Origin of the sequence: Tunturiibacter empetritectus, assembly GCF_014201375.1 — a bacterium.
GTDB classification, from domain to species: Bacteria; Acidobacteriota; Terriglobia; order Terriglobales; family Acidobacteriaceae; genus Edaphobacter; species Edaphobacter lichenicola_D.
Map to the genome: position 1 here is coordinate 656,346 of NZ_JACHDZ010000003.1, position 24,243 is coordinate 680,588.

Consider the following 24,243-nt stretch of genomic DNA (forward strand, 5'->3'; position numbering starts at 1 on the left):
TCTTTAACTAGTGGCAAGACTCCCTTCGGGTTGAGTCAGTCATAACGAAGTCCACCCACTTCGTTGCTTTACCGGAATACCCACGCAACAGCCCCCACCGCGCTGCGTGGGTTTCCTTTTTAACATCCCTTTGATTGTTTGGAGGAGGCCAAATGGAAGAGCAGATCACGCTTGCGAAGCTCCAGTTTTGCCTTGCACTTCAGGTTCGAGATTGGGAACTGATGAGGACTAATCCGATCGCCGACACAGCATACTGCTCCGGCAGTATGCTGTGTCGGCTCTTACATCAATCGCTCCGGAGAGAGCGTCGTTCGGGACTGACACTCCTCGCTTGCAGGTCGGGACTACTTCGGTGCTGGCCTTTGCGCTTTAGAAATTCAGCTTGAGGGCCAGTTGTATTAAGCGCGGATTGTTGACGATTGAACTCACTGAGCCGAAGGAGTCTGAGACTTGGCCCGCAGCCGGTGAGTTGAAGTTGATGTCGGCGATTGGCGATCCGTATTGCGGATGATTGAACAGGTTGAAGAACTCAGCGCGGAAGTTCAAGCCCATCTCACGGGGCAGGCGAAATTGCTTGATGAGTGAGAAGTCAGAGTTGACGAAATCGGGTCCCGCGACGGGGACACGATTGGCATTGCCGAGTTTGCCTGCAGCCGGTGGAGCAAAGCATTTAGGGTTGATCCAGTTGTACGTGCTGTGATTTGCTGTGTGCGTATTGCAACCGGGAATCTGGTCGGGCCGGTTGAAGTTGAAGCTGTTGCCGCCTTCATTGAAGGTAGTGCCCGACTGGTTACTGCTGTCGATCAGTGGAACCGGGAACCCGGAGGAGATCCTTTCAATCAGCGTAACCTGCCAGTTGCCTAGAAGACTGTCGGTCACAGGGCCCCAAGTGTTTCCGAACGCTTTGCCTTTGCCGAAGGGCAGATCATAGATGATGCTTGCGGTGAAGCTGTGATTCAGGTTGATCTGCGACAGTCCCCAGTCGAGGTTTTCCCAGTTGGGCAGCGGAAAATACGGGGCGCTCAACAACGAGCCAAGGCCGTCGCTTAGACCATTGTCGTAGGTGCGCGAGTAGGTGTAAGCGATCAGCGCGTAAAGACCATGCTTGGGCGTCTTGGTCTCTGCTTTAATCTGCAGCGAGTTGTAGTGGGTTTTGCCCACATCACCAAAGAGAATGATCGAGTTAAAGTTCTTGGTGGGGTAGGGATAGATGTAGGGTGCGCCACCGGGCAGGCAGCCGATCGTATAGGTAGAGTCGACTCCGCAAGCAGAGGGGCTGTTGACGTTGATGGCATTGCCGCTTACCAGTATGTGGCCGGCGACCGCGCCGGCATAGCCGGCGGTGAGCAGAACATCGCCCGGTAGCTGGCGTTCCACGTTGACGTTATATTGATGAACCCTGCCGGGCTGGAAGTTGGGTGGCTGGTAGTAGAACGTACCCTGGAAGTTGTCCACAGTCCCCGGTGTGGGTGGAATGGGAAAGCCGGTGGAGAGGTAGAAGGTTCCCGAAGGTTTCTGGCCGTTGAGGGCGCAGAATGAAGTTGCAAAGGCGCATCCCGCGTCGGCGAATTGATCGGTCTCGCCGAGGTTGGGTGGATTTTGCCACAGGCCCTGCGCGCCCTGGCTCCAGACGGAGTCGTGATAGATGCCGAAGCCGCCGCGGAGCACTGTCTTGTCGCTGCCGAGAACCTTCCAGGCGAAGCCCAGACGGGGTTCGTACGCGCCCCCGAACCTGTTGATGCCCGCTGATCGGCTCACTCCGTTCTGGCCGGCGATCTGAAGCTCTCGGGTCGAGGGGATGTAGTTCGCCATCCGGTTATGGACCTCGGTGATCGGACTTGTGACGGCCCACGCCAAGCCCAGATTGAGGGTCAGCGACGGGATGATCCGCCAGTCATCCTCGACGAAGGGCCTTACGATCTTCCAGCGGCGGCCGGTGACTGCGCCATTGAATGTCTGGTCGTGGATGGCGCCTCCGCTGATCCCCATGAGCAGGTCGGCCAGGGGATTACCTTGGGCTACACCCGCCCCGCTGAAGTTTCCGGTGGCACCCGGGAGCAAGAAGCCGGATCCAAAGGCTTCTGTGCCCACATTCATCTGATTGGCACGGAGATCGATGCCGACGTGAATATCGTGTTTGCCGCGGATGAGGTCGAGATCGTCTTTGAAGGAGTAGATATTGGTTCCACCCTGGAAGGGAGAGTAGCCGCGATCACCGATTGCCCAATATCCGCTGGTGGGCAGGACGGAGACCACACCTTGACTGTAGGAGCCTCCGGCAATAGGGGTACCGGTGGCTGAGCAGCCGGTATTGGCATTGGGAATGCCCAGGAGAGCCGATCCGCAGGTGAAGTTACCCTGTGAGTCAATGTAGTTGAAGATGCGGTCGTAGCCGAAGGTTGCCTGGTTGAGTGTGGTGGCCGCGAAGACGTGGCTCCAGCCCACGCCGGCATTGCGTGCGTGATTGATGAGGTTTTCATTGCTGCCGAAGGCATTGGCTTCGGCTAGGTCGGGCGCGCCGCCGGGCGCAAAAGAGAACGCCTGGTCGTAGCTGAAGCGGCCGAACAGGTTGTCGTTGGCCGTGAGCGTCTCGTCCAGTCGAATATCGAATTTGGTTTCGTTCAGGATGCGGACTGGCTCGTTGAGATAGTTATAGCCATTACCGGATGCATTGGGCGTAGGGTAGATATTGAGCAACCCCTGTCCGGCGCTGTTAATCAGGTTTGAAGGAATCTTGTTGCAGTTCTGTCCCGGTGCCTGGCTGCCGTCGGCGTTCGCGGGTATCGCATTGCCGGAGGCGTCGCACTGGAAGGCAGGGTTTGATGATCCGTACACATTAGGGTTGGCGATGGCGAGACCTGTTTTGGGAGTACCGAAGGGGTCGGCCGAAAAGTCGCCTTTGCGCATGGCCAGGGAAGGAACCAGCCCGGTAAAGGTGATTCCCTGACGCTGATACTTCTGCTCGCCATCCACGAAGAAGAACGTTTTGTTGTGGAGGATGGGCCCCCCAATAGAGCCGCCAAACTGGTTCAGATTGAACTTTGGGGTTGTCGTGGAAAAGGGGCCTTTCGCGTCGAAGGCGGTGTTGCGGACGAACTCGAAGAGAGATCCGTGGAAGTTATTTGTACCCGACTTGGTTGTGACCAGCACGGTGGGGCCGGCGCGGGAGCCGTATTCCGCGGAATAGCTATAGGTGAGCACCTTGAATTCCGCGATATCGTCGATGGAAGAAAAGACGCCAATTCCGCCTGCCGTCAGTTCGTTATTGTCGACTCCATCGAGGAGCCAATCGGTACTGTTGGGCCGGGAGCCCCCGACAGACAGGGAGAAGGAACCGCGCGCGGCCACCTCGCTGTCGGTGCCGGAGGTGAAAAAGCTGTTGGGGTTGGTCTCTGCTGTAGCGCCTGCGGTGAGCGTGGCGAGTTGAACGAAGTCGCGACCGTTTAAGGGAAGCTGCGACACCTGCTGCGAGGTGATGACCTGGCCGAGGGAAGGGTTATTGGTCTCGGCAGTGACGGCGTCACCGGAGACTACCACTGTAGTGACTACTGTCGCAGGTGCGATGGAAAAATCGAGCTCACGAGCTTCATCAATCTGGAGACGCAGATCTTTGGACTCGGCGCTTTGAAAGCCCTGCATGTCGACGCGCACGGTGTAGTTCGCCGGTGGGAGTAACGGAATCAGATAGTGTCCGGCACTGTCGGTCTTGCTGTCTCGAGTGAGGCCGGTTGCCTGAGAGGTAGCTTTGACGGTAGCTCCAGGGATAGCCGATCCGGATTTATCGAGGACATTGCCGGAGAAACTTCCAACGGCCTGGCCATGGAGGGCAGGCGGGATCAGAAGTGCGAGGACACAGACAACCAGGAGAAGAAGTATCTTGTGGGATTTTGTATCGGCTGGGCCTGCAACCGATTTCGGACACGTCGTACCAACCATCGTGCGTCTCATAATTAAACCCTTTCGACAACCTAGGGTGGTTCTTGTATCGACCGCGCTGCGCTGGATTAGATTAATAGACTGTAAGAATTGGTTGGTCGAAAGTCAACGTAAGTTTTGCCGATTCACAGATTTCGCGGTTTTCAGGGAACTTCTACCGTAACGAGCTCGCTGAATTGGCCGGTTGGGCCGAACTGCGGACCAGCTGCTTGAAACTCTTGTCTTCATGTTTTCTGTTTTCTGTTTTCTATCTTCTGTCTTCTGTCTTCGCATGCGAATGCGTTTACGAAGGACGTTGAGACCGTAAACTAACGTAGCGATGCCACTCGAATCTCCCAACACCGCTGCAGAACCTCCGATGGTAGACAAGTCCGGCGGCTTCGCTCCCCTGAAGATTCCTCTGTTTCGAGATCGCTGGATTGCGAGCACGATCTCTTCGGTGGGGACGTGGATGCAGGACACTGCGGGCACTTGGCTGATGACCTCGCTGACCACCTCGCCTCTACTGATTGCGCTGATGCAGACCGCGGCCAGCCTGCCGGTGCTGCTGCTGGGGCTACTGGCTGGGGCTACTGCGGACATCTTCGACAGGCGCAAGCTGCTGATCTTCTGGCAGGCGTGGATGCTGGCTTCGGTCGGCGTACTGGCTGTGCTCACCTTCGTTGGTTATATCTCGCCGTGGGCCCTGCTTGCGTTTACGTTTCTGCTGAACATCGGGTCGGCGATGAACAACCCGGCGTGGCAGGCGATTGTGCCGGAACTGGTGCCTCGCGAACTGATACCGGATACGGTGTCGCTGAATGCTGCGAGTAATAACCTGGCGCGTGCGGTGGGCCCGGCGCTTGGTGGATTGATGGTTGCGGGTTTTCAGCGGGTCTACACCGGCGCAGGATCTGTGTTTGCGCTGAATGCAGTGTCGTTTGCAGGCGTGATCTGGGTGCTGGTGAACTGGAAGAGGATTCCGCTGTTCAAGTCGGCGCTGCCGTCGGAGCGCATCGCGGGTTCGATTCGCTCGGGGCTGCGGTATGTGCGATACGCTCCGGATCTGCAGTCGTCGCTGGTACGCGCGTTCATTTATACGTTCTTCATCTCGGCGATCTGGTCGCTGCTGGCAGTCGTCGCAAAGCGTGATTTGAAGCAGGGTCCGCTGGGCTACGGAATTCTGAACGGGTCGCTTGGGTTGGGCGCGGTGATCGCGGCTACTACGCTCCATCGCATTCGTCAGCGATTTTCCGCGGACCAGATTCTGGCGGCATCGACGCTGTACAACGTGGTGGTGCTGCTGGTGCTGGCGTTTGTGCGCAGCCCGTCGATACTGATCGCGACGCTGATCCTGTCGGGCGCGGCGTGGACGAGCACGATGTCGACGATCAACGTCTCGGTGCAGCTTGCGGTGCCGGCGTGGGTGCAGGCTCGCGCGCTGGGGACTTACATGACGACGTTTCAGGGGGGCATGGCGTTTGGTGCGATTCTGTGGGGATACATCGCGGAACATACTTCGACGACGATCGCGCTGACTACTGCGGCGTGCGGTTTGTTGATCACCTTTCCGTTCGCGCGACGGTTTCATATCCTGCAGGGTCCGCTACCCGACCATACGCCGTATCAGTGGAAGCATCCGGCACCGCAGCTTGCGCTGGATACGGAGCCTACCGACGGGCCGGTGCGCATCTCGGTTGAATATTGCGTGCCGATCGAAAATTATGCGGAGTTCACCTCTGCGATTCACCAGCTTCGAGGCGTGCGTCTGCGTGATGGTGCGATACGCTGGGGCATCTACCGCGACGCCATCGATCCAACACATTTGAACGAGACCTTCGTGATGGAGTCGTGGCTGGATTACCTGCGTTCGCGCGAACGCATTACTGCGGCTGATGAGGCGATTCGCGCTCGCGTGCGTGCGTTACATCAGCATGAAGATCCGCCGAAGACAACGTACCAGATCTATGCGCGCGAGGTTGCGAATCCGATACCGTCCGGCTCTCCTGCGAGCGCTGTTGAAACGAAGCCGTAATACTGGACCGAAGAGTTTTCTTTCGTTCCTGCAGATTTTTGCGGTTCTTTGCGAGAGGTAAGACGGAGTCAAGAAGCGGCCAGTCTGCAAATCTCTGAAAATAATGGCGCGGTGAGTTGCCAGGTTTCCGGGAGGGCCGAAAAAGTGTTTGGCCGTCGGCGTGCTGCTTACCCGGGCAGGCCCCTTTACTGAAAACTTTCCCGAGGTCTCGCCATGAGGTTAACGCTACGTGTGTTTTGCGCTACATCCTCGTTGGTCGTTGCGTTATTTTTTGCCAAATTCGCTTCTGCCGACACCATCCCTAACCCGTTTCTTGCATCGACAATGCCGCAGATGGGCAGCGGCTCGATAATGACTTACCCCGTCCCAAACGGCTCGGCGACCCATAACGCTGCCAATGGATCCCCTGAGGCGGAAGACTCTTTCCTTCCGCTCTCTGAGGAAGACTACGATGACGCAGTTGTCTTCAAGGCTGCTGCTCCTGCGGCACCGGAGACGCGCAACTTTGTCTTGCTGGGGAGCGGACTGCTGACCGCTGCGGGCTTTATTCGCCGCAGAAAGGTCGCGGTACAGATCGCTGAGTAAACTGTTGCGATGAATGACGACGGGCACAGCCAAAACCAAGGCTGTGCCCGTGAATTTTTCAGAGTTGGGTTAGACTGCGGATCCGAGTGCCAGATCGATCAGGGTTTTTTCTTCGATCTCGTGAGCCTTGGCCGAGCCGGTTGCCGGTGTTGCGCTGGCACTGCGCTTGACGCTGAGCACTGCGCGGTCGCCGGCCATGCGGCGTAGCAGAGGCATGACGTAGGAGAAGGCTCCCATGTTGGCGGGCTCTTCCTGGACCCAGATGATCTCTTGTGCGTCTGGGTGCTGGTCGAGGGCGGCCTGCAACTCTTGCTCTGGCCAGGGGTACATCTGTTCGAGGAAGATGATGCCAACGCTGAAGTCCTTGCGCTTCGCGCGCTCGACGCGGAGGTTGTGGCCGATTTTTCCGCTACAGACGAGAAGGCGGCGTGGATTTTTTACGTCGTTGTCGGGGAGGACGTTCTGGAAGTGCTCGATGGCGAAGTCGGCCAGGGTTGAGGAGGCATCGGGATGGCGAAGCATGCTCTTGGGGGTGAAGAGGACGAGCGGCTTGCGCCATGGACTGAGAGCCTGACGGCGCAGGAGATGGAAGTACTGCGCTGCGTTCGAGGGCTGGCAGATCTGGATGTTGTCGTTGGCGGCGAGCTGCAGGTAACGCTCGATGCGCGCGCTGGAGTGCTCGGGGCCCTGGCCTTCGTAGCCGTGCGGGAGAAGCATGACGAGGCCGGAGAGGAGGCCCCACTTGGCTTCGCTGGCGGCGATGAACTGATCCATGATGATCTGCGCACCGTTGGCGAAGTCGCCGAACTGCGCCTCCCACAGGACGAGAGCTTCGGGAAAGTCGCGGGAGAAGCCGTACTCGAAGCCGAGGACTGCGGCTTCAGAGAGGAGCGAGTTGTAGACCTCGAACTTTCCTTGCTTGTCGCTGAGGTGAGCGAGGGGCGTGTAGCGGACTTCGGTTTCAGTATCGACCATGACGGCGTGGCGCTGGTTGAAGGTTCCGCGCTGCGAGTCCTGTCCGCTGAGACGCACGGGAACGCCAGCCTCGAGGACTGAGGCGAAGGCTACGAGCTCAGCCATGCCGTAGTCGAAGAGGCGTGTGCCTGCGCCCATCTCCTGGCGCTGCTCGAAGAGCTTTTTCACCTTGGGATGGATGTGGAACTCTTTGGGGTAGGAGGTCAGCGAGGTGACGAGTTGATTGATGCGCTCTGCTGGCAGCCCGGTGGGTACGTTGTACTCGGGCTCGCATTCGCCGCCTTTGTAGGGGTCCCAGTAGGCGGGCAGCTGAGCCAGGTGCGGCTTGTGATCAGCCTGGCTCGCGGCCTTCTGATCGTCGAGGAGCTCTTGCTGGATCTGCTGGACCTCGGCTGTGGGGTCGACGCCGATCTGTTTTGCATAGAGCTGGTAGAGCGCGGGGCGATCCTTGATGATGGCGTAGCGGCGGGGCTGGGTGACGGTGGGATCGTCGACTTCGCTGTGCCCGTGTTTGCGATAGCCTACGAGATCGACGACGATGTCGGAGTGGAAGCGATTGCGGTACTCTGCGGCGATTGCAGCGACTCGCACGACGGCGTCTGGATCTTCGGCGTTGACGTGGAAGATCGGAATGGGAAGGCGCTTTGCGATGTCGGTGGCGAATCGTGAGGAGTTCGACTCTTCGGGGACTGCGGTGAAGCCGAGGAGGTTGTTGACGATGACGTGGATAGTGCCGCCTACGTTGTAGCCATGCAGGGTGGCCATGTTCAAGGTCTCGGCGAGGATGCCTTGACCTGCGAAGGCTGCGTCGCCGTGGATGATCAACGGAAGAACGTGGTCGTTGCCGTCTTTGCCGATGCGCTCCTGCTTGGCGCGGGTGCGTCCGAGGACTACGGGGTCGACGGCTTCGAGGTGGCTTGGGTTCGAGGCGAGATGGAGCGAGATGGTTTTTCCGTCGGGGGAGTGGTATTCGCCGGTCGCGCCGACGTGATACTTCACATCTCCACCACCCATGGTGCTGCGCGGATCGACGTCTTCGAATTTGGTGAATATCTCGGAGGGAGAACGGCCTATGGTGTTGGTCATCACGTTGAGGCGGCCGCGATGGCTCATTGCGATCATGGCCGTGGCGACGCCGGTTCCGGCGCTGACGGCGAAGACGCGATCAAGGAATGGGATTAGCGCTGTGATCCCCTCGAGGGAGAAACGTTTGGTGCCGAGGTAGCGGGACTGAATGACCTGCTCGAAGATGTCGGCGCGAATGAGTTGCGTGAGGATGAGTGCTTGATCGGGCTTGGCCGGGAGTTGTTCGATGCGCTCCTGCAGCCACTGCCGCTGTTCGTTGCTGGGAAGGTGCATGAACTCTGCGGCGATGGTTCCGCAGTAGTAGCTGCGCGCTTCTTTCGCGATATCGCCTTCGGGTGCGGGGGTGGGAAATGGCTCGGGAGGAAGGTACTGGCCGAGAGGGTCAAGCGATGCCTGGAGGTAGCCCCAGCGGCGGAAGATATCGAAGATTGTCTCTCGTTCGTGTTGTTCAACTGCGGATGTTGTTGCAGTCAGTGCCTCTGCCTTCGTGGCCATTGCTTCCTCACTTCAGATCTATTCGCGTGATGCGCGTCCTCTTCTATGCTAGACCTTTCGGCGGTTGGGTGCACGCTCTGGAGGGGCCTGCCAGGGGCTGTGACCATAAAGTTGCACCCCTCTTTTGCCCCTCTTTGAGATCAGCTAGCGAAAAAACAACGGGGCCAGCCAGCGGTTCTTCTGCTCTGGTGTGTTGGAGGGATTTTCCCTGTCGGTGGAGATGTTGTAAGCCATTTTTTCCCAGCGGGTTAGGGCGGAGTTCCCGATTATCGGACAAGCCTTGGAGGAGCGGAGTCGCGATGGGCCGCTTATAGTGAGAAGTTATGGTGGTTGAGGCTCGCAGGGTTTTGGTTTTGCTCGCAGGGGTGGGTCTGATGGGTTTGTCCGAGGGGGCCGCTCTGAGCCTTCCGGGGCAGGCAAACACAGTTGCGCAGCCATCCACTCAGGAGCCTGCACAACAGGAGCCTGCACAGACTGTCGATCCTTCTGCTCCGGTCGCTCCTGCTCCAGCCACTCCTTCTGCTCCGGCAGCGAACGACGTGAAGGCTGCGGACGTGAAGGCTGGGGAACGTCCGCTGCCGGATATTGCTGCTCTGATGCATGACGTTGAGACGAATCAGAGAGCCGCAGAGGCGATTGAGAAGGACTATCTATATCGGTCTCTGGTGACGGAACAGCGGCTGGATTCGCATGGCGGATTGAAGAAGACCGAGACCAGGGAGTATGAGGTCTTTTGGGAGAATGGCGTGCCGGTGGCTCGGCTGGTAAAGAAGGATGGGCAGGAGCTAAGCCCGGACGAGCAGAAGAAAGAGAGTGACCGGATTGACAAGGACTCCGAGAAGGCCAAGGAGAGACGAGAGAAGGCCGATGAGAAGGGGAAGGAGTCGGATGCGCGCGGGCACGAGCTGATGACGGCCTCGCGGGCGCTGGAGCTGGGAAGCTTTACCAATCCGCGGCGAGTGCAGCTGAATGGCAGGGACACGATTGTGGCGGACTATGCGGGTGACCCGAAGGCCAAGACACGAACCAAATTCGAAGAGGTGGTTCGGGACATGATGGGCACGGTATGGGTGGATGAACAGGACCGTGTGCTGGTGAAGGCTGAAGGACACTTCGTGAATAACTTCAAGATTGGCGGCGGGCTGATGGCGAATATTCAGAAGGGGACGAGCTTCTCGATGGAGCAGAGAAAGGTGAATGGCGAGGTGTGGCTGCCGGCGAGAGAAGAGGGCCAGGGGTCTGCACGAGCCTTGCTGTTTCTGGGTTTCAACGGCCGCGTTGAGGCGGTGGAGTCGGACTATCGGAAGTTCAAGGCGACTTCGAAGATTGTGCCGGTGGAGAGTCCCATGCCGGAGTCTATGCCTCAGTGATCTTCAGGCTTTGGTGGAGGCGGAGCGTGATCTCGCTAGAAGCCGGTCGATGGCGACGAGAACCATCCCCAGGACCCAGAAACCTAGCAGCAGGAAGGCTGTGTTGAGGAGTGCTCGAGGGTACCCGAGGAGGGTGACATCGGCGAAGTGATAGGGGTAGAAGCCGGTTAATGCTCCGCGAAGGATGCAATAGGCAACGTAAAGCAGAGGATAGACGAGCCAGTAGAGGGGCAGGCTCCAGCGCAGGGTGCCTTTGGGAACGAAGAGAAGCCAGTAGAGGACGTAGAGGACCGGCGTCACGTCGTGCAAGGCTGTGTCCAGGACTGCGTTGAGACCGGTTGGACTCCAAGTCGCACGGAGCAGGAGCGTGTAGATAAGCCCTACAACGAAGATATAGAGCGCGACAGCCGACTGCGTGGAGGGACGGGTAAGGAGGGTGTCGGCGTCGCCGCGAAGAAAGCACGCGGTCGTTACGATGGCGAGGAGCAGGTTTGTGAGGATCGTGAAGTAGCTGAGTGTGTTGATGACCCCGAAGATTAGGGAGCGACCATCTGCGACCAGTCCTTTTGTCGCTGAGATGATCTGTACGAGGACGGCTAGCCAGGCGATAAGGGCTATGAGGACGAGAGAGGTCTGTTTGAGTGTTCCCGTCTTCGGCATCGCGCCACCACGATAGCAGAAAGGGGAAGAAGATCCCCGATTTTCAGGAAAGCATACGTTAAAAACGCGCAAAGGGATAGCCGAGGCCATCCCTTCCGCAAAACTTGGTTGTCGCTGTAGTCGTAGTGCTAAAGACTAGAGAGGCTGGACGTCAGACGCCTGCCAACCCTTGGGTCCCTTTACCACGTTGAACTGTACAGCCTGGCCCTCTTGAAGGCTCTTGAAACCGTTCGAATTGATCGCCGAGTAGTGTACGAATACATCCTCGCCATTCTGACGGCTGATAAAGCCAAACCCCTTGGCATCGTTAAACCACTTCACTGTTCCCTGTTCCATATCCGTTATTTCCTTATTACTGTTGAATTTGCCGCTAGATCCAAATCGGGGTTCGTACAGTACGAGCTTTGCAGAAATCCAATCTGTTTCAAACGATGTGTGAAGGTTAGCACAGTTGCCAAGTTTTTTTTACTTATTCTCCTAAATAGTTACAACTGCACTATTTATAGTGCAAGAAATGTGAATTTTAGGGCGTAGTTGAGGATATCGGGGTTCGGCGGATTCGACAAACGTACTACCACAATGCTAAGTATCACGCAGCGTTATGCTTTGAGGTGGGTTCGGACGATCTCTTCGGCTTGATTCAGCACCTCGTGGAGGGTCATTGACGTGGAGTCGAGGATGACTGCGTCTGCGGCGGGCCTGAGGGGTGATTCGGCCCGGTTGCGATCGCGGTAGTCGCGGTCTTTCAGTTCGCGAAGGACGGCCTCTTCGTTAAGGCGCTGCTGCTCGGCGGAGATGGGATCGGGAGACTGACGGCTGGAGTTTTGGCGGGCGGTCGGTTCGTCGGCGTTCGATCCAATGTTCGATGTGGGAGCGGCCTGGCGGTAGCGGCGATTGCCGCGAACCTCGGGGGCGGCGTCGAGGAAGATCTTGACTTCTGCGTCGGGAAAGACGGCGGTGCCGATATCGCGGCCTTCCATGACAACCCCACCGGCCTCACCGAGCAGGCGCTGCTGGTGGACCATCCAGGCGCGAAGTTGCGGGTGGACGGAGACTTTGGAGGCGGCGTTGGTGACATCGGTCTCGCGAATGCGACGGGAGACGTCCCGGCCGTCGAGCAGGACGCGGTTGCCTTCAAGTTGCGGCTCGAGGGTGATGCGGGTGTGGGCGGCGAGGTCCAGGAGCGGGGCCTCGTCGTCGAAGTCGTAGTCGTTGTCGATGGCTTTGAGGGCGAGAGCGCGGTACATGGCGCCGGTCTCCAGATTGAGGAATCCGAAGCGGCGGGCGAGATGAGCGGCGAGGGTGCTTTTGCCGGCTCCAGCAGGCCCGTCGATGGCGATGACGGGGCGCTGGCGCTTTTTGGTTTCAGGCTGCGTTGCGGGTGCGGAGTCCACGTGCGGCTGCGTCATCCGGCTTATTCCCCTTCCTCACGTTTGAACTTGCGGGCGGGAGGCCGATTGCCGAAGGGCTTCTTGTTGCCCTTGAACTTGTCGAAGGTGCTGGCGGGTTTGCCGGTTCCGGCGGCGGATTTGCTGTAGGGTTTTTTGCCGGCGAAGCTGCCAGTGGATTTGCCGGCGAAGCTGCCGCCTGAGAAGCTGCCGCCCGATTTGCTGTATGGCTTTTTGGCGCCGAAGCTGCTGCCGGTTTTGCTGTACGGTTTTTTCTCGCCGAAGCCGCCGCTGGGTTTGCCTTCGAAGGTGCCCTTGGGACGCGGGGTGCGAGGTGCGTCGAACTTGCGGAAGGGGGGACCGTCGGGACGTGCTGCGCGGCCCTCTGTGCGACGGGGTCGGGCTTCGGAGTCACGGGTGTCGCGGGTGGCGGGGGTGTCACGGGAGAAGTTTTTGCGCGGAGCGAAGCCGTTGGTGCGGTCGCCGCCGTCGAAGCTGCGTTGCGGGCGGGCGGAGAAGCTGCCGGGTTTGCGGGGGCCACCGAAGCTGGGCTTGGCTGGCCTGTCGCCGAAGGTGCGGCGAGGTGGGCGGGCGTCACCGGAGTCTGCGTCGGGACGGGGCGCGAAGTCGCGGCGTGGGGGGCGAGCGTCGCCAAAATCGCGGCGGGGTGGACGGGAGTCGCTGCTGTCGCGGCTGAAGCTGGGCTTCCCGGCGAAGCCTTCGCGCTTGCGGCCGAAGGTGCCTGGCTTGGAGAAGGTCTTGCGCGGACGGTCGCCTTCTCCGGCGGAGGAGTCGTTGTAGGGGCGCGGAGTGTATTCGCGACGGGGTGGGCGGCTTTCGCCTGAGTCTGCGCTGCGGCGGTAGGTGGGGCGGTCGCCGCCGGTAGTGGGGCGATCGCTGCTGAAGCGGGGCTTGCTGCCGAACGCTGGCTTGCTGCCAAAACTGGGGCGGCTGCCGAAGGATGGCTTTGATCCAAAAGCAGGCTTCGAGCCAAACGAGGGCTTTGCGCCGAAGGATGGTTTCGATCCGAAGGAGGGCCGCTTCCCTGCTCGGTCAGAGGCGGGCTTGTAGGTGCGAGGAGTGCGGGGTGCTTCGGCACTGTCGCCTTCGTTTGGCACCTCGGAGGAGGACTTCGCTGCGGCGAGGCGGTCGGCCTTCTCTTCTTCCCAGGGCTTGGTGAAGCTGGGGCGGTCGGGGCGGTTGGATTCGCGAGTGAATGGGCGGCGCTCGCGTGGGGAAGGAGTTGATTCTGAACTGCGACCAGGTTTGGTTACAAATCCAGTGCCGACCTTGCGGGGCTTGGGAATGAACTTCTTGATGCGGCCGGTCTCCTCGGCGGATTCGGCGCTGTGGCCTTCGGTGGTGGCGGCGATGGAGTCGACGTCGTCCGGTGCGGGAGCGGCGATGGCGAGGAAGGCGGGGAGTTCGCCGGTGACGTGGAGGACGGTGCGGCCTTCTACTGCAATGGTCTCCAACTGGCGCGCGGAGATGAGAGCGTGGATGACATCGCGGATGCGCGAGCGGGCGGCGATGGGCGAGAGGAAGGTCTCGATGTCCTCCTCAGAAGCTACGATGGCCTGACCGAGATAGAGAGAGATGAGTGCGGAGAGGGCAGTGGGCTGTCCGGCGTTGGCTCCGGCCTTGATCTGCTTGGTGAAACGGGTGGTGATGAGCTCCCAGAGTGTGGCTGCTCCATCGGGCTGGGGGACGGGGATGACGCGGAGGTGCTGCCAGAGTTCGGTGAGAGAGCGCAGTACGGCGGTTTCGGTGACCTCTTTGCCGAGCTGCGTGGTGAGGTCGTAGGAGCTCATGCCGGTGGAGTGGTCTTTGGCTCGCTCGGCGAGGAGGGTGTAGGTGTTGAGGGCGAGCGGGGAGACCTTCGTGGCGCCGCTGGTGGTGGGGGGCTGCTTCCAGGCCTTGTCGCCGCGCAGGGTGAAGATGTAGGGGAAGGCGAGCGGGGAGACGATGAAGTCGGGTGTTTCACTGCCGGTGCCGCTGGGTGAGCCGAGGAGATTGAGCGGGATGGCGCCGCTGTCGAGGATGAGACGGGAGAGGAGGCTGCGGGACTGGTCGGTGTCGGCGAGGGTAGGCGTGGCGTTGGGGGTGCCGAGGATGGCTTCGACGAAGGATGGCGCGGGAGCGGGAAGCTGTGCGGCGCGGGGAGTGAAGAAGACCAGGCCTGAGGTGTTGAGCCAGTCGCGAAGCATGTTGAGGGTGAGGATGGGATCGGTGTTTTGATGCCAATGCGCGAGACGGGCGGCGGCGAGCTGGTCAGCCGTGGGAGTGCTTAGGTTACTCAAGGTGTTGCCTTCCTGCTGGGCGGAGCGGGGCTCGCGCTACAACATATCCTTAGCCTGGGCTAAAAGGATGACACTAAAAGATTGGATTCGAGCGATAAGCGGCCGGATGCGCTGAGATGCTTTTTGTATGTCTTTATAAGAATACCGCAAAGCGGCGGGGTTCCGTGGATGAGTGAAGGAATTGGTAGCGGGTCGATTGAAACCTGGGCAACCAAGTTATCTATAACCTCGTTTTCAAGGAACCTCAATTCAGACCAACCGGAGAGGAAGCGAAACCGTTGGCGCGATCGTTCAGGGAATACAAGCAAGCTGCGAAACCTTGTATGCTACCGTTGCGCTACCAAGAGGCTGCAGCACAATGGAATTTCGAGCTGATAACTCTCCTCCAGAAGATGAGCCGGAATTAGTGGGCTTACGCGTCAGTGCTGGCCTGCTCGCGAGTGTAGGCTGCATATTCGCCATTTACCCACTTGGTTTTGCTCTGCTGCTGATCGTTCTCGCGATTCAAGTTCTAACAGGACGAGCTTCGACCTTACGCCCTCAATCGTGGCCGCTGATGCTGATCGGTATGTGTGTTTCCGCTGCAATTACATATCTGATCTTTTGTGCTGCTTCAGCTCTTAGGAAGAGACAACTGTGGGCTGCATACCTGGCCATGCTATTTGGAGTCATGTTTCTCCTCCTAAGCGGAGGTTTCGTTTATGACCTTTATCATCCTGAGCGAGCTGGCCCAGATGAAGGGTTCGGAATATTCTTCATACCCTTTTGCTTCCTTATCGGCATGTGGTGGTGTGTTTATCTGAACCTGCCTCACGTGCGTCGCCAACTCAGGCGCGCATGATTATGGGATTGGCTGGCCCGCGGCAGTCATTAGTTGGACCTGCTGGCGGTCGTAGGCTTTGACGCCGTCGGGGAGCGGGGCGTAGTTGAGTGTGGCTGCAGCGGCCTGTCCGTCGGTGATGACGTACTGGATGAAGTTTCTGAGGGCCGTTCGCTTGGCGACGTCGGGGCCGTCCTTCGGGATGATGAGGAAGGTGAGGGTGGAGATCGGGTAGGCGTCCGGCGCGGAGGCGGGGGCGTTGACGATGGGAGTGCGCGGGTCTTTGGAGAGCTGATCGGTGAAGGCTGCGATGGCGGCGGTGGTGCTGGAGGTATCGGGCAGGATGTATTTGCCGGCGAGGTTTTTGACCGAGGCTACGGGCAGCTTGTTCTGCTGGGCGAAGGTAAGTTCGACGTAGCCGATGGCTCCGGGAGTTTGACGGACCTGGCCGGTGACACCCTCACTTCCCTTGCCTCCCATGCCGACGGGCCAGTCGACGGAGTTGCCCTTGCCGACCTTCTGCTGCCACTCCGGGCTAACGGCTGAGAGATAGGTGGTGAAGGCGTTGGTGGTGCCACTGCCATCGGTGCGGTGGGCGACGAGGATCTTGGTGTTGGGCAGAGCGACGCCGGGGTTGTCTTTGACCAGGATGGGATCGTGCCAGGAGGTGATCTTGCCGAGGAAGATGCCTGCGATGGCGTCTGAGGAGAGCTGGATCGGCTTGGCGAGGCCGGGCAGCGAGTAGGTGATGCAGACGGGGCCTGCGGATTCGGGGATCTGGATGACGGGCTTCATGCCGCTGAGTTGATCGTCGTTGAGCGCGGCATCGGAGGCGCCGAAGTCGACTGTGCCGTTCTTGACCTGCTGGACGCCGCCGCCAGAGCCGATGGATTGATAGTTGATGCGGACGTTAGAGTGGGCGTTGGCGAAAGCGGACGTCCATTGGGACATTACGGGATATACGAAGGTGCTTCCAGCGCCGTTGAGTTCCACGCTCTGAGCTTCGCTGCCGCCGGAGCTTGATTTGCAGCCCGCAAGGGAGACCATAAAAAGAGCGGATGCAAAACAGAGAACATAGGCTGATCGGAGACGGGGGCTATCGATGGATTTGCGCATAGGTTCTCCAGTGGAACGAAGATGGATATTAGTTTGGTTGCATGACCATGGAGAGATGGTTGCCGCCAGAGGGGCATATTTGCAGAGTCTTTACAGAGGCTGAGTCTTTATGGAGTTAGATGCGCTGGAAGGCCTTCGCAATGTCCTTATAGGAGTAGCGCAAGGCGATGGGTCTGCCGTGAGGGCACGCGGTGGGGTGCTCGGTCTTTCCAAGGGCGTCGAGCAGCCATTCGATCTTCGAGTGTTCGAGGGGCTGATTGATCTTGATCGCGGCGTGGCAGGCGATGGAGGCTGCGATGCGACGACGGCGGGCTTCGGAGTTCTCGGTCTGGCGATTGCGGTCGGGGATGGCCAGGACTTCTTCGAGGAGGTGCTCAAGCTCGCGGCCCTCGAGACCGATGGGTGCAGCCTTGACTGCCAGAGTGCGAGGGCCGAAGGGCTCTGCTTCAAAGCCGTTGCGCTCCAACTCTTCGGCGATCTCGGCGAAGGTGATCATTTGGGCGGGGAGGAGGTCGATGAGCAGAGGCATGAGCAGACGCTGTCGCTGAATCTGTTCGGTGTCACGGTCGCGGAGAACCTTTTCGAAGAGGATGCGCTCATGAGCTACATGCTGGTCGATGATCCAGAGCCCCTCTTCGTTGGTGGCGAGGATGAAGGAGTCGCGGAGTTGGCCGAGTGGCTTGAGGGTTGAAAGCGCGGTGAGCGTGTCGGCTTGCTGAGGCGAGGCTGATTCGTAAGTGGATTCGGCGTCGGTGGATTCGTAACCGATGGGGATCGAGTGCCCGGAGAAGGCGAAGCGGCCGGGAGAGGGTGGCACGATGGGAGCGGCAAGGTAGAAGGTGGGGGACTTTATGGTTTCAGCTGAGGTTGGATTGTCCCACTGGGCGGTTTCGGAGCCGTTCGAAAAATAGAGGGCGCCTTCGCCTTCGACACTCAGAGGAGCCCGCTGATGGTCTTTGAAGGTAGATGGTGGATGCGTGGGGTCGAAGACTGGTTGGGGGATAGCGTCGCTGCCATCGGGAGGGCCGGGGAGCGGGCTTACGTCGATAAGGAGAGAGCTTGAGATGCCTTGCGGGCCCTTCTGAAGCGCGGTGGCGAAGCTCGCGGCGGGACGGGCCTGCATGAGCGTGGTTCGGATCGTGTCGCGGACGAAGTCGTGCACGAAGCTTGGCTGGCGGAAGCGGACCTCGGTTTTTGCTGGGTGGACGTTTACGTCGACCTCTTGGGGGGGCATCTCGAGATAGAGCAGGACGACCGGGTAGGAGGTTGGGGGGAGGATGTTGCGGTAGGCCTCGGAGAGCGCGTGGAGGATGAGTTTGTCGCGGATGAGACGCTGATTGACGAAGACGTAGATGGAGTTGCGATTGAGCTTTTGCAGTTCGGGTTTGGAGACGAAGCCTGTCATGCGGAGGAAGCCGGGATCGGGCGTTTCGTAGTCTTCTTCGCGCTTCCAGGGCGGGGGTTCGGGGAGGCCGGCTCGGGTGAAGTCGAGTTCGGCTGTGGTGGGGAGCATGTAGTTGCTGGTGTCTCTGCCGAAGATCTGGAAGAGGCGTTCGGCGGCATTGGCAACGGCGGGGGCGACGAGGAGAGCCTGGGTGGAGGAGTGAAGCTCGATGTGTTTTGTTGGATGAACGAGCGCGTAGTGCGTGACGAGGGCGGCGATATGGGAGAGCTCGGTCTGCTCGGACTTGAGGAATTTGCGGCGGGCGGGGGTATTGAAGAAGAGATCGCGGAGGGTGATGGTGGTGCCGACGGGAAGGCCGGCGTCTTCGACACGGAGGATATTGCCGCCGGCGATCTCGACCAGGGTGCCTGATGCCTCTTCGGCGACGCGCGTCTCGAGTTGGAGGCGGGAGACGCTGGCGATCGATGGCAAGGCTTCTCCACGAAAGCCCAGGGTGGCGATGGAGAGGAGGTCGTCCGCGCTGCGGAGCTTTGAGGTGGCGTGGCGCTCAAAGGCGAGAAGAGCGTCGTCGCGCACCATGCCGTGACCGTTGTCGGTGATGCGGATGAGCTTGCGGCCTCCGGCTTCGACCTCGATTCGGATGCGGGTGGCCTGAGCGTCGAGGGAGTTTTCGAGGAGTTCTTTGACGACGGAGGCGGGTCGTTCGACGACTTCGCCGGCGGCGATCTGGTTCGCCACGAGGTCGGAAAGGATGCGAATGCGGCCCATAGGTCGATTGTACGAGGAGCGATCTTGAGATGTCGTGAGGTGTATCGGAGATGTCTTGAAGGTGTGCCGTCAGGTAAAAAATTCCGACGCGAGAAGTGAAACTATGGCCCTTTGTAAGTTTAGTCAACTTATATCAAGAGATAGAGGATATCACTGTCTTCTCGCAGGGAATTTTAGTTCCACTTTGCATGGCAAAAATTTGCACACTGACAAAGTGGCAATCTTGCGTATGCGCTAAAAAAGACCGAATTTACGGACTTCCTGCGGGATCTGAATTGGCTATCAGAATGCAACCAGATGGTTGGAACGGCATTCATTCGGCACTTATGGAGTGTTATGAAACTTAGAACTGTTGGACTTTGCATCCTTGCCTTGGCTGTTGCTTGCACGTCGGCAGCTCACGCAGACACGTTCTCCTTCAACTTCACCGGCTCAGCTTTCAATGGATCGGGGACCATAACGGCATCCGCAAACGGCAGCGGCGTCTACACCATCACCAATATATCGGGAATCGTTGATAATCAGGCCATCTCCAACCTGCTCAGCGTCAACGCCTTCGATAACAACGACAACCTGCTCTACAGCCCTGGTTTCCTGTTTGGAGCCTATAACTTCGATACCCAAGGGGTCTCGTTTCAGCTTGGAAGCGGGGGAGACAGGGTCAACATTGGACAGGGTGGCTTCCTCAATTTATTTGAAGTTGCCGACCTGGATCCTTCGAAAAGCAATTGGGATATCACTGAATACATCAACATCGACGTAGAAAAGATCGCATCTACCTCTCCGGTTCCTGAACCGGGAACGCTTGCCCTTCTGGGCACGGGGATCCTGGGAGCAGCTGGTGTCATGCGTCGCCGTCTTACCACCTAAGCCTTGTAGGCAAACAAAAGCCACCTTATGGCAGGTGGCTTTTGTTTCGTTAAGGGCTAAAGCACCCGCGGCCTGGCGGTTCACTTTCTTTTTTTCGAGGCCCTCGCCCTGGCGACCTCGGTGTCGCGATCCCCAACCATGTGTAACCGCATGAAGTTGGTGGCGCCGGATTTGGTCCTCGTACCGGCGACGATGCCGACGATCTGGCGCTGGTGAACATGACCTTGCGTTTCCAGGATTTGTTCGGCCATGTCGACCAATTTGTCCGTATCGCGAAAGCGCGCGCAGAGGATAGGGGAGGTGCCCCAGAGAAGCATGCAGCGGTTGATGACCTTCTCGAAGGGCGAGAGCGCGAAGATGGGTGGATCGGGGTGGTACTTCGAAAGAAGCCGTGCCGTCATGCCGCTTTCGGTGAAGATGGCAATTGCGGCTACGTCGAGGTCGTCGGCTGCGTGCGACATGCACTCGCAGATGGTCTCCGCGATGGAGAGGCGGACGCTGGGGTGATGGCCGAGGGCAGGGCGAGGATCGAGGCGGATCTGGTGCTCAGTCTCGGTGATGATCTTGGCCATCATGGCAACGGCTTCGACGGGGTACTTGCCTGCGGCGCTCTCGCCGGAGAGCATGACAGAGTCGGTGCCGTCGTAGATGGCGTTGGCGACGTCTGACGCCTCGGCGCGGGTGGGGCGCGGGTTGTCGATCATCGACTCCAACATTTGGGTCGCGGTAATGACGGGTTTGCGGAACTCGGCGGCTCGGCGAATGATGTGCTTCTGGATCGCCGGAACCTTTTCTGGTGGAACCTCCACCCCCAGATCGCCGCGGGCGACCATGATGGCATCGGTGACTTCGAGGATGCTGTCGAGGTGCTCGATGGCCTGTGGCTTTTCGAGTTTGGCGACGACCCATGCGTCGGACTTGAGAGCGGCCAAACGATTCTTCACGTGGCGTACATCGTCGGCGGTGCGGACGAAGGAGACGGCGACGGTATCTACCCCTTGAGCGATGGCGAAGATGAGATCCTCTTCATCCTTCTCGGTAAGGGAGGGGACGTTGACGGCGATGCCGGGGAGGTTGATGCCCTTGTTTTCGCCGAGCATACCGCCGTTGATGATCTCACAGGTTACGTCTACGCCCTTGACGGCTTCGACGCGCAGCTCGATGAGGCCGTCGGAGAGCAGGATGCGTGAGCCGGGCTCGAGGTTTTCAGCGAGCGTCTTGAAGGTTGTGCCGACCAGAGCGGCTGTGCCTTCGATCTCTTGCGGGGTGATGGTGAGGCGCTTGCCGGCGATAAGCTGCACGGGCTTATGGCCTTTGAGCTTGCCGGTGCGAATCTTGGGGCCTTGCAGGTCGGCGAGGATGCAGATGGGCTTGCCCTCCTCTTTCGAGATCTTGCGGACCATGCGAATGAGTTCGGTCTTTTGCTCGTGGGTGCCATGAGAGAAGTTCAGGCGGGCGACGTCGAGTCCGGCGCGGACCAGCTGGCGAAATATCTCCGGCGTACTGGAAGCGGGGCCGAGGGTGGCGACGATCTTGGCGCGGCGACCACGCTCCATTGCGGCAAAGGGGGCAACGTTGGGCATTGAGTTCACAGATTTCTTCATGGGTCGCTTGCGGAAACTTTCTCACCATCGCGAAGGAATGATGGTATGGCCAGTGAGTTTTACCTGCCGTGGCCATTCTAACCGGGCAGGAGGGTATTTGGGGGCGCGGGTTTGGAATGAGGCAGATGAGGGTGGAAGAAACGAGCGTGAAATTCGGCGTTGAACTCGGCTCCGCAGAGAACGCAGAGCGAGATGATGTAGAGCCAGAAGAGAAGCGCTATGCCGGCGCCAAGGGAGCCGTAGACCTGAGAGTAGTTGGCGAAACGTGTGACATACCAGCCGAAGACGACGGTGGCAAGAAACCACATGGCGGTGGAGACGAAGGCCCCGGGGAGGGTACGCTTCCACGACTGCTGCATGGGAGTTCCCATGTGATAGATGAGGGCGGTGACGCCTATGCTGCCGGTAAGCGCGACGCTCCACCGAATGAGCAGAGCAAGGATATAGACCGGGGTACGGGCGGAGGGTGTGATGTGCAGGGCGAGCCAGGTTGTGATGAAGTGACCGAAGACCACAAGGATGCTGGCGAGCGCGAAGGGGACCAGCGAGAGGGGAACCAGAAGGAGTGCTCGCAAGCGCCGCTGCCAGAAGGTCCAGCAGTCGAACGGGAGGTCGTTCGCACGGCGCAGGCCTTCCATGATCGTGGCCAGGACGCTGGAGGCGCCGATGAGGCTGACGAGCGCCGCAACGCCCAGGGCGTGGGTGGAACGGATGGTTTGTGGTGAAGCGACAAAATAACTTTGCAGCAGGGGGCTGACGTCCGGAGGGAGAATGCGGTCGAAGAAGAGCGCGAACTGGAAGCGCAGGGGAGTTGTATCGGGAACCATGCTGATAACGGCGGCAGCGACGATGAGGGCTGGAAAGAGTGACACCATCGCCGAGTAAGCGGTGGACTGGGCGAGGTTGAGGCTATCGTGCCTCATTGCCCGGAGCAGTGTTCCATGAAGGATTCTGGGGAGACGGAGGAGTCTTCTCATGGGAGACGTCCAGGGGACGAAGGAGACGGACTATGCCTTCCACCGGTTGAGGAAAGCCGTGACGGCTTCAACGCTGGTGTGCTCGAACTCCTTCTCGTGTTCGGCGTAGAGGAGGTTGCCGTGAGCGTCGATGACAGCGAGAGAAGGAATGCCATGGGCGATGGGAACATGATACTTCTTTGCCACATCGACGTTATGGTCCACATGGCCGGTATCGATGTGCACAACAAGGAAGTGCTTGGCGAGGAGTTCCGCATTGGGGCTTTGGCGGTAGTAGTAGTCCAGAACCTGGCAGTCGCCGCACCAGTTTGCACCGAAGTCGAGGATGATGCGCTTGTGTTCGCGGCGGGCGGTGACCATTGCGGCGGCAATGTCGGCACTGGCATTGGCGGTCTCGGAGTAGAGGTTCCGGTTGACCGTGAAGACAGCCTGAGCAGAGGCCGGAGTGAGCGGGGTAAGAGTGAGCGCTAGAAGCACTACTGCGACAGTGCGGATGATGCGATGTGTCGTGTTCATAGAGGCCTTGTTCGTGGGACTGTGAGGACGCTCGTTGCGATCGGATATCTCATGCGATCCGAATATCCGGAAGTCTATCGATGATGCATGAAGATCACGGAGTGACGCAAAACTATGACGCGCGAAGACGGCGAGAGTTACTTCCCGGCGTAGTAACCATCGCGGGTCTGGACGACGAGGCCTTTCTGGTGAATGTCGACTGCGACCTGATGGTAGCCGTTGGAAGCTGCGTCCTGAGTGGGGGTATAACCGAGGCGGTACTGTGCCCGGAGCTCCTCCGCAATCTGGTTATAGATCTGAGCGACGTCTTGATTTTTCTTGACCTCGAAGAGGCGGCCGCCGGTCTCCTGTGCCATACGTTCGAGGATCTTCTTTCCGTCGACGTGGCTCTGGGTGGGATAGTTCCCCCCGTTCCCGCCACCGTTGCCTCCACCAGGATAGCCCCCGCCACGACCGCCGGGGTAGCCGCCACCTCCACCAGGATATCCGCCTCCGGGGAGGCCACCGCCAGGGTAGCCGCCGCGGCCGCGCTGTTGGTTGTTGTTCTGCGGATGGGTCTCTTCTCCCTTGAAGTAGATGGCGTAGATGACGGTATCGGCCCGCTGCGAGGCTTCGATGGATCGGACGAGATTCTCCTTGCTGTTTCGGTCGACGCCATCGGAGAGGATGATCAGGGCTTTGCGGCCGGTCTGCTTGCTCATCAGCTCGTCGGAGGCCAGAAAGAGAGCGTCATAAAGAACGGTTCCACCCCGACTGTGACGTCGGCTGTCGCTATCGTCGTCGACGGAGTTGGGGCTTGGAGTATCGATCTCTTTGAGCGCCTTCTGGAGAAGCGGGCGCGAGGTGGTGAGGTCCTGCAGCAGCTCGGTTTGGCGCGCAAACTGGATGATGAAGGCCTGATCCTTCGGGTTGGTCAGCATCTGGTCGAGGAAGGTGCTGCTGGCGGTGCGTTCTTCGTCCAGTACGCTGCGCTGGGACTGGCTGATGTCGACTAGAAGACCGAGGGTAAGGGGGAGATTGGTGTCCTTGTCGAAGTAGCGAATGGTCTGTGGTTTACCGTCCACCTGGAGGGTGAAGTCGTCTTTTGTCAGGTTCTGGATGAGTGCTCCCTTTTTGTCACGGACGACGACGGGGAGATTGACCAGACGGGCGTCAACTGCGATCGTGCCCCCGGCGGGTGGAGGAGACTGATCGGAGGGAGAGTTTTTTTGCTGCGCGGCGAGGTCCGTAACGTGGAGGGCAGGGCTGAGGAAGACAACGGCCATCAGAAAGGGCCAAAGTAAGGAGGGGGCGGTCATGTGAGTTTAGACGACCCCGGCTTGATGGGGTTTCAATTCAGGGGCAGACCTGACGTTTTT

The 24,243-nt window shown here is 59.2% G+C and carries 17 protein-coding genes; 5 read left to right on the top strand and 12 right to left on the bottom strand.

The features are described 5' to 3' along the window. Window positions 1-369: 369 nt before the first annotated feature. Window positions 370-3,936, bottom strand: a complete 3,567-nt coding sequence (locus HDF10_RS11860) for a TonB-dependent receptor (RefSeq protein WP_183813552.1) — start codon at window positions 3,934-3,936, stop codon at window positions 370-372. A 319-nt stretch (window positions 3,937-4,255) separates the two neighbouring features. Between HDF10_RS11860 and HDF10_RS11865 the strand changes: the two genes are divergently transcribed. Together HDF10_RS11865 and HDF10_RS11870 are read left to right on the top strand one after the other, a co-directional pair. Next, window positions 4,256-5,950: an MFS transporter gene (locus tag HDF10_RS11865; protein ID WP_183813554.1), complete on the top strand. Its 1,695-nt coding sequence runs from the start codon at window positions 4,256-4,258 to the stop codon at window positions 5,948-5,950. Between the two features lie 351 nt (window positions 5,951-6,301). Continuing rightward, window positions 6,302-6,535 (top strand): hypothetical protein, encoded by a 234-nt coding sequence (locus HDF10_RS11870; RefSeq protein ID WP_183813556.1) that lies wholly within the window; start codon window positions 6,302-6,304, stop codon window positions 6,533-6,535. Between the two features lie 69 nt (window positions 6,536-6,604). Here the strand turns inward: HDF10_RS11870 and HDF10_RS11875 are convergent, their stop codons facing one another. Next, on the bottom strand, window positions 6,605-9,091 hold the full coding sequence (locus HDF10_RS11875; protein WP_183813558.1) for a 2-oxoglutarate dehydrogenase E1 component: 2,487 nt from the start codon (window positions 9,089-9,091) through the stop codon (window positions 6,605-6,607). A 374-nt stretch (window positions 9,092-9,465) separates the two neighbouring features. Here HDF10_RS11875 and HDF10_RS11880 point away from each other — a divergent pair, with 374 nt between their 5' ends. Beyond that, window positions 9,466-10,461 carry a hypothetical protein gene (locus HDF10_RS11880; RefSeq protein ID WP_260177830.1) on the top strand — a complete coding sequence of 332 codons (996 nt, stop codon included), beginning with the start codon at window positions 9,466-9,468 and terminating at the stop codon, window positions 10,459-10,461. Window positions 10,462-10,464: 3 nt separating this feature from the next. Here HDF10_RS11880 and HDF10_RS11885 read toward each other — a convergent pair whose 3' ends face one another. The 4 genes from HDF10_RS11885 to HDF10_RS11900 all read right to left on the bottom strand — a co-directional run bounded on the left by HDF10_RS11885 (window position 10,465) and on the right by HDF10_RS11900 (window position 14,809). Then, a complete protein-coding gene (locus HDF10_RS11885; protein ID WP_183813562.1) occupies window positions 10,465-11,121 on the bottom strand; it encodes a Pr6Pr family membrane protein in 657 nt (218 codons plus the stop codon). A 135-nt stretch (window positions 11,122-11,256) separates the two neighbouring features. Further along, window positions 11,257-11,457: a cold-shock protein gene (locus HDF10_RS11890; protein ID WP_013581125.1), complete on the bottom strand. Its 201-nt coding sequence runs from the start codon at window positions 11,455-11,457 to the stop codon at window positions 11,257-11,259. 263 nt (window positions 11,458-11,720) lie between these two features. Next, window positions 11,721-12,530, bottom strand: a complete 810-nt coding sequence (gene cmk, locus HDF10_RS11895; RefSeq protein WP_183813564.1) for a (d)CMP kinase — start codon at window positions 12,528-12,530, stop codon at window positions 11,721-11,723. Window positions 12,531-12,535: 5 nt separating this feature from the next. Then, window positions 12,536-14,809, bottom strand: a complete 2,274-nt coding sequence (locus HDF10_RS11900) for a hypothetical protein (protein ID WP_183813566.1) — start codon at window positions 14,807-14,809, stop codon at window positions 12,536-12,538. A gap of 358 nt (window positions 14,810-15,167) precedes the next feature. Between HDF10_RS11900 and HDF10_RS11905 the strand changes: the two genes are divergently transcribed. Then, window positions 15,168-15,650 carry a hypothetical protein gene (locus tag HDF10_RS11905; RefSeq protein WP_183813567.1) on the top strand — a complete coding sequence of 161 codons (483 nt, stop codon included), beginning with the start codon at window positions 15,168-15,170 and terminating at the stop codon, window positions 15,648-15,650. Here the strand turns inward: HDF10_RS11905 and pstS are convergent, their stop codons facing one another. Both pstS and mutL read right to left on the bottom strand, forming a co-directional pair. After that, complete coding sequence (pstS, locus tag HDF10_RS11910) at window positions 15,651-16,745, bottom strand: phosphate ABC transporter substrate-binding protein PstS (RefSeq protein WP_260177831.1); 1,095 nt, start codon at window positions 16,743-16,745, stop codon at window positions 15,651-15,653. Between the two features lie 115 nt (window positions 16,746-16,860). Then, window positions 16,861-18,918, bottom strand: a complete 2,058-nt coding sequence (gene mutL, locus HDF10_RS11915; protein ID WP_183813569.1) for a DNA mismatch repair endonuclease MutL — start codon at window positions 18,916-18,918, stop codon at window positions 16,861-16,863. 336 nt (window positions 18,919-19,254) lie between these two features. Here mutL and HDF10_RS11920 point away from each other — a divergent pair, with 336 nt between their 5' ends. Further along, window positions 19,255-19,788: a PEP-CTERM sorting domain-containing protein gene (locus HDF10_RS11920; protein WP_183813571.1), complete on the top strand. Its 534-nt coding sequence runs from the start codon at window positions 19,255-19,257 to the stop codon at window positions 19,786-19,788. Between the two features lie 80 nt (window positions 19,789-19,868). Here HDF10_RS11920 and pyk read toward each other — a convergent pair whose 3' ends face one another. The 4 genes from pyk to HDF10_RS11940 form a co-directional block, all read right to left on the bottom strand. After that, window positions 19,869-21,344 (bottom strand): pyruvate kinase, encoded by a 1,476-nt coding sequence (gene pyk / locus HDF10_RS11925; protein WP_183813746.1) that lies wholly within the window; start codon window positions 21,342-21,344, stop codon window positions 19,869-19,871. 125 nt (window positions 21,345-21,469) lie between these two features. Then, window positions 21,470-22,315 carry a YihY/virulence factor BrkB family protein gene (locus HDF10_RS11930; protein ID WP_260177832.1) on the bottom strand — a complete coding sequence of 282 codons (846 nt, stop codon included), beginning with the start codon at window positions 22,313-22,315 and terminating at the stop codon, window positions 21,470-21,472. 84 nt (window positions 22,316-22,399) lie between these two features. Then, the gene (locus HDF10_RS11935; protein ID WP_183813575.1) at window positions 22,400-22,885 is read right to left on the bottom strand and encodes a thioredoxin family protein; all 486 of its coding nucleotides are present in this window, start codon (window positions 22,883-22,885) and stop codon (window positions 22,400-22,402) included. A gap of 137 nt (window positions 22,886-23,022) precedes the next feature. Further along, window positions 23,023-24,183, bottom strand: coding sequence for a VWA domain-containing protein (locus tag HDF10_RS11940; RefSeq protein ID WP_260177833.1), 1,161 nt, complete (start codon window positions 24,181-24,183; stop codon window positions 23,023-23,025). Window positions 24,184-24,243 lie beyond the last annotated feature (60 nt).